Annotated in this window: 5 protein-coding genes; all 5 read left to right on the forward strand. The window is 36.0% G+C overall.

All coding sequences use genetic code 11. The features are described from left to right. Nucleotides 1-78: 78 nt before the first annotated feature. The 5 genes from ACIGAM_RS05640 to ACIGAM_RS05660 all read left to right on the forward strand — a co-directional run bounded on the left by ACIGAM_RS05640 (nucleotide 79) and on the right by ACIGAM_RS05660 (nucleotide 12031). Nucleotides 79-1116, forward strand: coding sequence for a LacI family DNA-binding transcriptional regulator (locus tag ACIGAM_RS05640; RefSeq protein WP_396510483.1), 1038 nt, complete (start codon nucleotides 79-81; stop codon nucleotides 1114-1116). A gap of 286 nt (nucleotides 1117-1402) precedes the next feature. Beyond that, nucleotides 1403-4456 carry a SusC/RagA family TonB-linked outer membrane protein gene (locus tag ACIGAM_RS05645; protein WP_396510484.1) on the forward strand — a complete coding sequence of 1018 codons (3054 nt, stop codon included), beginning with the start codon at nucleotides 1403-1405 and terminating at the stop codon, nucleotides 4454-4456. Nucleotides 4457-4466: 10 nt separating this feature from the next. Beyond that, complete coding sequence (locus ACIGAM_RS05650; RefSeq protein ID WP_396510485.1) at nucleotides 4467-6140, forward strand: RagB/SusD family nutrient uptake outer membrane protein; 1674 nt, start codon at nucleotides 4467-4469, stop codon at nucleotides 6138-6140. Nucleotides 6141-6173: 33 nt separating this feature from the next. Further along, nucleotides 6174-9056, forward strand: a complete 2883-nt coding sequence (locus tag ACIGAM_RS05655; RefSeq protein ID WP_396510486.1) for a glycosyl hydrolase 115 family protein — start codon at nucleotides 6174-6176, stop codon at nucleotides 9054-9056. A 176-nt stretch (nucleotides 9057-9232) separates the two neighbouring features. Further along, complete coding sequence (locus tag ACIGAM_RS05660) at nucleotides 9233-12031, forward strand: LamG-like jellyroll fold domain-containing protein (protein WP_396510487.1); 2799 nt, start codon at nucleotides 9233-9235, stop codon at nucleotides 12029-12031. Nucleotides 12032-12071 lie beyond the last annotated feature (40 nt).

The raw sequence follows: 12071 nt of genomic DNA on the forward strand, positions 1-12071 counted from the left end.
GTTTATAAAACTTTTCTATTTTTACGAAAACAACCCAACTTCAGTAATACCATATTGTAGATAGAACCTGTTGAAAAAATGAAGCAAAAAAAGGAAATTACCATTTACGATATAGCCAAGAAGTTAAAATATTCTACTTCTACAATTTCCAGAGCTTTACGAGATCATCATTCTATAGGGAAATCTACAAAAGAACTTATTAAAAAAGAAGCAGATAAGATGGGGTACCGGCCTAATTCTCTTGCTGCGGGATTACGCAATAATCGTAGCAAAACTATAGGGGTGCTTATATCTCGTATTAACAGACCCTTTATGTCTTCTCTTATAAGTGGTATAGAAGATGAAGCTAAAAAAGCAGGATATACAGTTATTATAATACAATGTAATGACAGTTATGAAAGCGAAGTGCAAAATGCAAGAACTTTGTATGATATGCGTATATCAGGTATAATTACTTCACTATCTATGGAGACAGTTGATTATAGTCATTTTGAGCCTTTTCTAAATCAAAAAATACCTATAGTATTTGTCGATCGAGTACCAGAATCTTTTCCATCTTATAATATTGTAATAGATAATTATGCATCGGGCTATAAGGCAACAGAACATTTAATTTTAAGTGGTTGTAAGCGCATTGCACATTTTGCAGGTTCTCAGAATCGCAATGTTTATAAAGAGCGTAGAAGGGGATATGAGGATGCTTTAAAGGCTTATGATTTAACTTTATATGAAGAATTAATTATTCAATTTGAAACGTTAAGCGCTAAAGAAGGAAAGAAAGCGACAAAACATTTAATGAATCTTGCTAGTCCTCCAGATGGTATTTTTTCTTCAAACGATACAGCAGCTGTAAGTGCTATTCAATATGCTAAAGAGAATAACGTAAGAATACCTCAAGATCTTGCCATTATAGGATTTAACAATGACCCCGTGTGCTCTATTATAGAACCGGGACTTTCTTCGGTTACACACCCAGCGTCAAAAATGGGTAAACTATCTGCTAAATGTATTTTAAAGCATCTTGAAGATACAGAAATAGATAGCACACTTACACAAGTAACCATTTTAGATACCGATCTTATAATTAGAAAATCTTCACTAAAGTCAATTAATTAATTACAAAGTTGGCGTAACAATCGGTTGTGTAAATATTTTATTAAGCATTGAAATTATAAATAGCGCTCGCTGTCAAATACTTTTTTAAAGATATTGATAGCTAGAGGTATAGTTTTTTTTTGTGGGGAATAAGTCAGAAACTCATTTCAAATTTAAATTAAAGGTGTTTATAAAGTGTATAAATAACATTTTATTTACGCAATCGATTGTGTACTCCAAATATTTTGTTAATTTTGGAATTCAGATAAATGAGTACGAGTTCAAAACCAATTAAAATTTAATTTTTATGAAACAACAAATACCCATAAATCGAATTCTTTCGATTTTTATTTATTTGGGCTTTGCATTAGGACTGCAAGCTCAGGATGTAATTAAAGGTAAAGTGACTGATGCTAATAAGTTACCTATTCCTTATGTGAACGTTATAGAGAAAGGTGCATCTAACGGTGCAATTTCTGATATTGACGGTAATTTTGCTTTAGAAGTACAAAATAAAGCTACTGCAGAACTGGTATTTTCTTCTATTGGTTTCAAAACGCAAACGATTTCATTAAACGGAAAAACTACTATTGAGGTTGCATTACAAGATGATGTAGCATCTTTAGATGAAGTTGTGGTTGTTGGGTATGGTACTCAGAAACGTAGTGATGTAACTGGTGCGGTTGCAAGTGCAAATTTAGAAGCTTTTGAAGACGCTCCTAATACAAACATAGCCCAAAGTTTACAAGGTACGGTTCCTGGTTTAAATATTGGTCAGGTAAACAGTGCGGGTTCAACACCAGAAATTTCAATTAGGGGTACAAGTACGCTAGGTGGTAATCGAGATGTGCTAATTATTTTAGATGGTATTCAGTATAATGGTTCTCTTTCTGCTTTAAATCCTAACGACATTGCATCTATAGATGTTTTAAAAGATGCAAGTTCTACTGCGGTTTATGGTGCTCAGGCAGCTAATGGAGTTATTCTAATTACCAGTAAAACAGGTAAACGTAATCAAAAGGCAAGAATAACTATTTCTTCATCATATGCAACTCAGGGACCCTCTGAAGATCTTAGACCTATGAGAAGAACTGAATATCTTGATTTTATAAATACCCAATTGTATGATATCGCATTTTTAGGTCCAGACTTTACAACGCCTAATCCAGATTTTACAGGATATTTTGGAAATGGAAATGGAATCAATCCTAATTTTGAACTAGAAGACCCAGACAATCCAGGTCAATTCAAAACTACAGATTATGACTGGTGGGAAGAAGGTACTCAAACAGGTTTTGTTCAAGAAAATAAAATTAATGTAACGGGTGGTTCTGAACATATTAGCTATTTAATGTCTGTAGGATTAACAGAACAGGAAGGATACATTAAAAATGATAATTTCTCTAGAAAAAGCGTGCGTGTTAATCTTGATGCAGATGCAACTGACTGGTGGAAAGTAGGTGTTCAAACCTTTGGATCATTTGTTAAGCAAGACGGTGATGAACCAAGCCTATCTCAGTTGGTAAATATGTCACCGTTATTAGTACCACGTGATGAGAATGGTGACTTAATACCTAACCCTGCAGGTACTATTGAGCCTAACCCTTTTTTAGGATCAAATACTCAGGATTATGAGCGTCACGACTACTTTTTTGCTAATTTATATTCTGAAATTAGTTTACCATTTATAGATGGTTTGAAATATAGAATCAATTTTGGTAATAATTATAGAATTGATAAGGCTTACGGTTCAAGTATCTACGCCGCAGGTCAAACTGGTGATGCTGGTAAATTTATACGTTTTTACAAAGATTACACTTTAGACAACATATTGTCTTACAACAAGGTTTTTGGAAAACACGATATAGGAGCAACCTTATTATACGGTGCAGTAGAGCGTAGGGACGAAACTACAAATGCATATGCTTCAGGTTTTGATAGGCTTTCTTTAGGATATAATGATCTTGGAGTAGGTGCACTTCAATTTGTTGGGTCTTCTGCATATACAGAGCGGTTAAATTATCAAATGCTTAGAGCAAATTATAAGTTTGATAATCGTTACATTTTAACAGGAACTATACGTAGAGATGGTTTTTCCGGTTTTGCAGATAATGAAAAGACGGCATATTTTCCATCAGGTGCTTTTGGTTGGAATGTATCGAATGAATCTTTCATGCAAAACGTAGATTGGGTAAACAACTTAAAATTTAGAGTAGGTTATGGGGTAAGTGGTAATCAAACTCCACGATATACATCTTTAGCTCGTATAGGTACTCGTGCAGCATATGTTTTTGGAGATGGTTCTGGTCCTGCTTTTGGACAAGAGTTAGGCTCTCTGGCTAACCCTAATCTTAGGTGGGAAAAAACGGCTGGTGTAAATCTAGGTGTTGATTTTGGTATGTTTTCTAACAGATTAACAGGTAGTGTTGATGTGTATGATAATATTACAGATGATCTGTTATTTGCAATACGCATACCTTATTTAACAGGTTTTAATCGCATTCAAACTAATGTAGGTAAACTTCAAAACAAAGGTCTTGAGATTACATTAACGGGCGATATTGTACGTACTGAAAATTTCACTTGGTCAATGACGGGTAACTTTTCTACAAATAAAAACGAAATCTTAGCACTAACCGGAGAAGATGCAGATGGCGATGGTGTTGAAGATGATCTTATACAAAGTGGTTTATTTATAGGAGAATCTATAAATGCTATTTATGGTTATGAAGTAGATGGAATCTATCAATTAGGTGAAGAGAATATTCCTGAAGGTTTTGGACCGGGTAGATATAGAATAGTAGATCAAAACGGAGATGGTGAAATTACTCAAGCTGAAGACCGTAAGATTTTAGGTACTAGAGATCCAGCATATAGATTTTCAGTATTAAACACGTTTAGTTATAAAGGTTTGAGTTTAAGTGTTTTTATCAATTCTGTTCAAGGAGGTAATGATAATTATCTAAACTATAATGATAATTCGGTATTTAGAAATGCAAATACACTCTATCAAAACAGGTTAAGTGGTATAAGCTATTGGTCACCTTCTAACCCTAATGGATTGAATGCTTTATCATCAAACAGTTCTGGGATTACCGGTGCAAGACTTGAAAGTAGAAGTTTTGTACGCCTGCAGGATGTTAACCTAAAATATAATTTTGATAGCGAATTCTTAGATAAGCTTTCTATAGCCGGCTTAAGCATATTTGTTAGCGGAAAGAACTTAATTACGTGGACAGATTGGAACGGTTGGGATCCAGAATTTCAAGATACCGATAGAAACATTTATGGTGTAGGATTAGGAAACGGTGGTAGGCCATTAATGAGAGGCTATTCCTTAGGAGTGAATATATCATTTTAAAAAAAAAGACATGAAAAAAACAATAATATTTTTAGTATTAGTTTCTCTATTCTGGTCGTGCGAGGAAGAATTTTTAGATGAGAAACCAGAGGACTTTTTGAGTTCTGCAAATGCGTACACAAATTATGCAGATTTTACAGCCTCAGTTAATAATTTGTATTTCTTAGTAAGAAGACAATTTTATGATCGTGATGAGAACCGTCCTTTTGATTTCATTTATGGGACAGACCTCGTTTATGATGGTGAACCGGGAGGTTCTCAAAGACACGGAAACATGGAGCAGGCCTATAGACCTGACGGTGATATAGCTACTACACACTGGAATTTGTTATACAAGACTATTGCCGAAGCAAATACCGTTATAGGCAGAGCTCCTGCATCTGATATGTCTGAGGCAGAAGCAAAAGATATAATATCTCAAGCTCGTTTTTTTAGAGGTTTTGCCTACCGTGTTTTAGTTACTTTATACGGTGGCGTACCGCTAGTTACAGATGAGGTTACGGCTCCCAAAATAGATTTTGTTAGAGCGTCTAAAGAAGAAGTACTTAATCAGGTAGTTGAGGATTTAATATTTGCATCTCAAAATTTACCTACTATTACTGAAGCAACCGACGGTCGTGTAAATAATTTAGTTGCTTATCATTATTTAACTGAAGCTTATTTAGCACTAGGTAAAAATACAGAGGCGATAACTGCGGCATCTATGGTAATAGATAACCCAAATACAGATCTAATGCGTACGCGTTTTGGTTCTCGATCCACTGAAACTCCAGGAGATGTTTTTTGGGATTTATACAGAAAGAATAATCAAAACAGAACCAGTGGAAATAAAGAGAGTTTATGGGTAATTCAATTTGAATTAGATGTTCAAGGTGGTGGTCTACAATCTGGAAACAGAGGTGGTTCTTATGCTTTTGAAAGACATTTTGCACCATTATTAAGATTTAGACCGTTTAATTCTTGGCCAGTAGGAGACTATACCGGTGGTCGTGGTATTGGATGGGGTATTACAACTGAGTTCTATTCTAACCAAATTTGGGGTGGAGATGCTTCTAACCCAGATTTTACTAATGATATTAGAAATGCAAATCACAATTTTGTGAGAGTTTATAATCGTGATAATTCAAGTGCATTAGGTATTCTAGCTAATGATATAGGTCGTGATACAATCTGGTCAACAGAAACTCAACCACGTAGAAGAGAGTTTTATGCATATCCTTCAAAAATCACTACTCCCTATAATCACCCTGACGGTTTGCTAAGACCTGGGAGTGTGCCATTTGCATTAACTTCGTCTGCAGGAGGTACGTATACAGATCAATATATGTTACGTTTAGCAGAAACCTATTTGCTGCGAGCAGAAGCTTACTTAGCAAATAGCCAGCCAGCATTAGCTGCTGCAGATGTTAATGTTGTGCGTAGTAGAGCCAATGCCTCTTTAGCAACAGCTAGTCAAATGAATATAGATTATATTTTAGATGAGCGTGCCCGTGAATTAGGATTAGAAGAAAAAAGAAGACTTACATTAATGCGTACAGGTCAGTTGTACGATCGCGTTATAGAAAATAATCCATTTTATGTACAGCAGGGAATGCAGGAACACTTTAATCTTTGGCCGATACCGGCAGACGAGATAGAAGGAAACCGTGGAGCTGAACTACAACAAAATCCTGGATACAATTAATATTAAATGCAGACTTATAAATCCTAAATTAAAATGAATACTATTAAATTGAAAAATGCATTCGCCTGTTTAATTTTTGTTTTTTGTATTAAAAGCATGTATGGACAGCTAAGTCTTGCTGAAAAAGCCTCTTCTAAAGAGGCTTTTTCTATAGTAAATGCAGGCCAGGCTGTAACTATATATTATGATCGTGCAGATGCAGATGTAGTGGAGATCGCTGCAAATCTACTCGCTGAAGATATAGAACGTGTTACAGATAGTAAACCAAAGGTAATTTCAGACTTGCCCGTAACTAATGGTATCCTTATAGGATCTTTAAATACTAATATTTTATTGCAACAACTGGTACGAGAAGGCAAATTAGATGCAAAAGATCTTAAAAACGGTTGGGAACGCTATACGATACAAACCATTAAGAAACCATTTACAGGGGTAGATGAACTGCTTGTGATCGCTGGTAGTGACCGTAGAGGTACTGCTTACGGCGTGTTTGAACTTTCTAAAACAATAGGAGTTTCTCCCTGGTATTGGTGGGCAGATGTTCCGGTTGTAAAGCGAAAAGAGTTAATGCTCACTCAAACTAATTTTACATCAAAAGCACCTTCTGTAAAATACAGAGGTGTATTTCTAAACGATGAAGACTGGGGATTAAAGCCCTGGGCTTCTAAGTTAATGGATCCTGAAATCAACGATATAGGCCAAAACACCTATGCAAAAGTGTGCGAATTGCTATTGCGCCTAAAGGCAAATATGCTTGCCCCAGCGATGCACGAAGTTACCGGTGCATTTTTTAAATATCCCGAAAATAAAGTAGTGGCAGATAAATATGCCATAATGATGACCAGTAGTCACGCAGAGCCTCTTTTATATAACAATACTACAGAATGGGATCACGATGTTGATGGGGATTGGGATTATGTAACTAATAAAAAGGGTGTTTTAAATGTACTCGACAAGCGGGTTCAAGAGGCGGCTCCTTATGAAAATATTTATACAGTGGGTATGCGAGGCATACACGATACCGGTATGAAAGATGTTCCGGAAGGATATACTAAAGCTAATGTACTTGAACAGGTAATTGAAGAAGAGCGTGTGATTTTATCAAAGTATATAGAAAAGCCTGCAGATTTAATTCCGCAGATATTTGTTCCTTATAAAGAAGTGCTAGACATTTATCGTAGTGGTATGCAGCTGCCCGAAGATGTAACGCTGGTATGGCCTGATGATAATTTTGGGTATATAAAAAAATTAAGTGATCCTAAAGAGGCACGGCGACGTGGTGGAGCAGGAGTGTATTATCATATTTCTTATTTAGGAGAGCCTAATGACTATCTATGGTTAAATACCACACCACCGGCTTTAATGTATGAAGAGATGTACAAAGCATATCAAAATGGTGCAGATAGATATTGGTTGCTTAACGTAGGCGATATTAAACCCGGAGAGTTAGGTATGCAGTTTTTTCTTGATCTTGCCTGGGATATAAATTCTGTTACCTACAAATCTTTACCGCGCTACAATGCTGAATTTTTAGCAACAATTTTTGGTGAACAGTACATCGAAGAGTTTCAGGAAATTTACAATACTTATTTTCATTTAGGCTTTGAGCGTAAACCTGAATATATGGGGTGGGACTGGAGATGGAATAGCTTAGATGCTAAAGAAAATATCATAGATACAGAGTTTTCATTTGCAAATTATAACGAAGCTGAAAACCGTATTCAAGACTATACCGCAATTGCTAATAAAGCTGGAACGATCTATAAAAAACTTCCGGAAGCTCAGAAATCAGCATATTATCAGCTAGTCTATTATCCGGTGGTGGGTGCATATTTAGAAAATGTAAAAATGCTTACCGCACAAAAAAACCGATGGTATGCACAACAAGGCAGAGCCGCAACAAATGATTTAGTTGCAGAAGTGCAAATGCTTGACGAACGTCTCTCGGAAATAACCGCAACGTATAACAATCTTGAAAATGGCAAGTGGAAAGGTATTATGACTGCTCCCGGCAGACTGCCAGAATTGCAATTACCGCCTACTGTAACAATTGACAATATAAAGAAAGCTGAAATGGGAATATTTATTCCGAACTCAACTATTTCATCAGGTGTTTTTGTGCTTCCGCAGTTTTCAATATATACTCAAAAATCGCATTCATTTGAAATTTACAACAAAGGTAACACGGCATTAAGCTGGAAAGCTGAAGCATCAAAACCCTACATCAAATTGAGTAAATCTAACGGTAAAACAAATACTCAAGATCTTGTTGAAGTTAGTATTGAGTGGTCTAAAGTTCCTGAGAAAGCTAACAGTGAAGAAGTGATTACAATTATTTCCGAAGGGAAAGAGCAGCGTATTTATCTATCAATTAATTCTAAAAAAGATGAGGCTGCGAACGATGTACTATATGTTGAAGAAAATGGAGTTGTGGTTTTAGATCCATCTAAATTCTCAAGAAAAACTGAAAAAAATGGCTCAAAAATTCAGATAATCGATGAGTTGGGCTATGCAGGAGCAAGTGTGCAATTAGGTTCTATAATTGACAATGGTTGGGCTAACACAAGCACCGAATATGATTTCTATGCAGATAAAGCTGGTTATGTAACTATACAAACCTACGCACTTCCGGTTTTTGGTAAAGACGATAATACGGGTACCGCTTATGGTGTACAAATTGATAACAGCCGTGTTAGTTGGGAGCAGACTGCTTCAGCTGAATATTCATTTAATTGGAAGCAGAATGTAATACGCAATGCGACAATAAATTCAAGCAAAATTTTAATAGATAAACCGGGCAAGCATACACTCAAGTTGATAGGAGGTAATCCCGGTATGGTAATTCAAAAAGTAGTTATTGATTTTGGAGGTCTTAAAGATTCTTATATGGGACCTGATCCTACTTTTAAAAAATAATGAGATAGATATGCCGTCCTACTTCAGGCTTATTCTATTAAAATGAATTGCACTAGAGCTACTTGTTTTAAATAGATGATATACAAATACGATATATCATCTATTTAAAGCACTAGCTATGATTTAAATATATAAAGCCCCGCTAAATAGTATCTATGATTTAAAAAACTACAAAAATGAAAACAGTATTAATTAGCATGTCTTTTCTTTTCTATTCTTTATTATCTTGGGCACAAGCCAGCTCAAGTGATAACCTTACCGTTAAAAGTGCAGCAGATAGAAGTTTAGTGTTTGATGTTACGGCATCAGGAATAGCAACACCTATTGATTGGGGACTAGACACGGCGTGGAGAAGTAGAGAAAATCTGTTACGAGGTTTAGGTTTTATAGGTGCAGATCAAGTAGATCTGGTGCGTTTTGTATTTAATCCTGCAGCTGCACTTACAGATGATGGTGATATAAGCGGTAGTCGTATAGATGACCTCAATGTTCGGTTTGAATATTTAGATCTTACCGGCGCCGATACTAAAGTGACATTAACTGCATCAATAGGTTCTTTAGACCCTTCATATAGAGATTCTAATTCTATTTTTATCACAGATAAATGGGCAGACTTATTAAATGCCTATGTTAAACGAATTCAGGCTAAAGGGCGTACTGTTGTTACTGTGACACCATTTAACGAGCCTGATTTTGATAATGGAAACGTAAAAGGTAGTCCGCAGGAATTTGCAGATATTTCTTTAAAATTAAAAACGCTTCCAGAATTTGAAAATATACGCATAGGCGGTCCTAATACACTTAATAATTCGGAAGCTTTAAACTGGTATGATGCAATAAAGAGTAGCATTCAGGAAGGTAATACCCACCAGCTTGCCGGTACGATGGATGATTATACGGCATTTTATACTACGGTAAAAGGGGATGATCTTCACGCATCTAATGATGAATTGCACAATCTCGTAGAAGCAATTGCCGGTGCAGAATATGGTTTACAAACGGGGATCTGGTGGGGAACTCCTGAGTTTGCGGGTGGGCAATTAGTTAAAGCGACAGATGGGGTGCGACTGGGTTATGCAGAACATCGTCCTAACTGGACTGCTGCAGCAGTATATAAATCGCCAGATGATAAGATACAGGCCTTTTTAGGTGCTTCAGAACGTCAAGCAGTAGAAACTACATACAGATTAGTTTCAGAAGGCAGAGATGTGTTTTTTGATGGTTATGGTCCGCAGCGTGATTTTGTTATAACAATTCCCGGAGGAACAGGTTATTGGCAAAATCAACCTAATGCAGAGCGTATGGTTAACATTCAATGGGGTGAAGATATTCAACCTCCCATTGCAGGAACTTATAAACTCGTAAACCGGGCAAGTGGGAAAGTTTTGCAAACTGCGGGAGGGGGTATGAGTAATGGAACCAATATTAATATAGGCTCTGATGGAACTACCTCGTCGCAACAGTGGGTTTTTGATAGAGTGCCAGTAAATAAAGGTGGAGATTTTACCTATTACAAAATAGGACTTAAAGGATTTGAGTATCAAAAAGTAGCACTTGATGCTAGCTCGTTAAATAATAATGCTAACATTATTCTATTTGCAGACAGTAATTTAGCAAATAGAGACTGGTATTTAGAATATGAAGAAGATGGTTGGTTTTTTATAGGTTGCAGACAGAGTGCTAAATACTTGGGAGCGGTTGCACTTACAGACAATGCAGATATACGACAGTTTGATAAAAGAACAGGAGAAGATGCTTTTTTACAGCAATGGCGTTTTATACCTGTTGACGCTCCGGTAGAATTTAATAAGCCTAGTGCTCCTTCAAATTTAACAGCTACCGAAAATTCACAGTCTGTACTTTTAGAATGGACGGCAAGTCCAGAGAATGATGTAGTAGGGTATTCTATAATTCGGGCAGATCAACAAGAAGGGCCTTATTCTACGATCGCCAGAGGTATAACAGAAACCGCCTTTGTAGATAATACTGGTGTTTCTGGTATTAATTATTTTTATAAAGTTAAAGCTTTAGATTATTCTTTAAATAGCTCTCCCTTTACCTCAGAAGTTAGGGCTACGTACACGGGTTCTAGTAATCTTGTAGCACATTTAAAATTTGAAGACAACATTTTAGATTCTTCGGAAAATTTAAATCATCCCGCAGTTGCAGGAAATATTAGTTTTGATAGTGGTCAAATAGATGAGCAAGCATTAGTGTTAAATGGTTCTGATACCTATTTGCAGCTCCCTCCAGATGTTGTAAACTTTCAGGAAATAACTATTGCTTCATGGGTATATTGGGGAGGTGGAGCTGCATGGCAGCGTATCTTTGACTTCGGAAATAATAATCAGCAGTTTGTTTATTTGACGCCATTTGCCGCAAGTACGGGAGCCTTACGATTTGGCATTAATGATGGTAACGGTCAACAAAATCTTAATGCAACGTCTCCTTTGCCAGAAAATGAATGGGCGCATGTTGCAGTTACTTTGAGTCCTTCTGGCGGAAAACTTTTTGTAAATGGCGAACTTGTAGATGCATCTACATCAGTAACAAAAACACCACGAGATTTTAAACCAATACTCAATTACATAGGCAAAAGTCAGTCGCCAGATGCGCTCTTTAATGGTCGTATAGATGACTTTAAAATATTTAATTATACGCTTACAGAAGAAAGCGTAAAAGATCTTTATGAAAACAAATCTTTAGCCTTAGATATTTGTGATGACTGTGTAGCAGCATTTTCAGTTTGGCCAAACCCAGTTAATGATATTTTAAATGTTGATTTTAATTCCTTAGCTAATGGGCCAGTAACACTTGAAATCTATGATCTTCAGGGCAAAATACTTAAAACAAAAATTATCAAAAGTTCAGATTCAGGTAATTTTAGTGTGTCTGACTTGGCTGTGGGAATGTATATATTAAAAGTAAAGTCTGAGAATAAAACTTCGGTTAAAAAAATAGTGATAGAACGCTAAAATCTATAAAATCAAAAAATAATAATTAAAATATAAAGAG

The organism is Leeuwenhoekiella sp. NPDC079379, from assembly GCF_044542075.1.
Lineage (GTDB): Bacteria > Bacteroidota > Bacteroidia > Flavobacteriales > Flavobacteriaceae > Leeuwenhoekiella.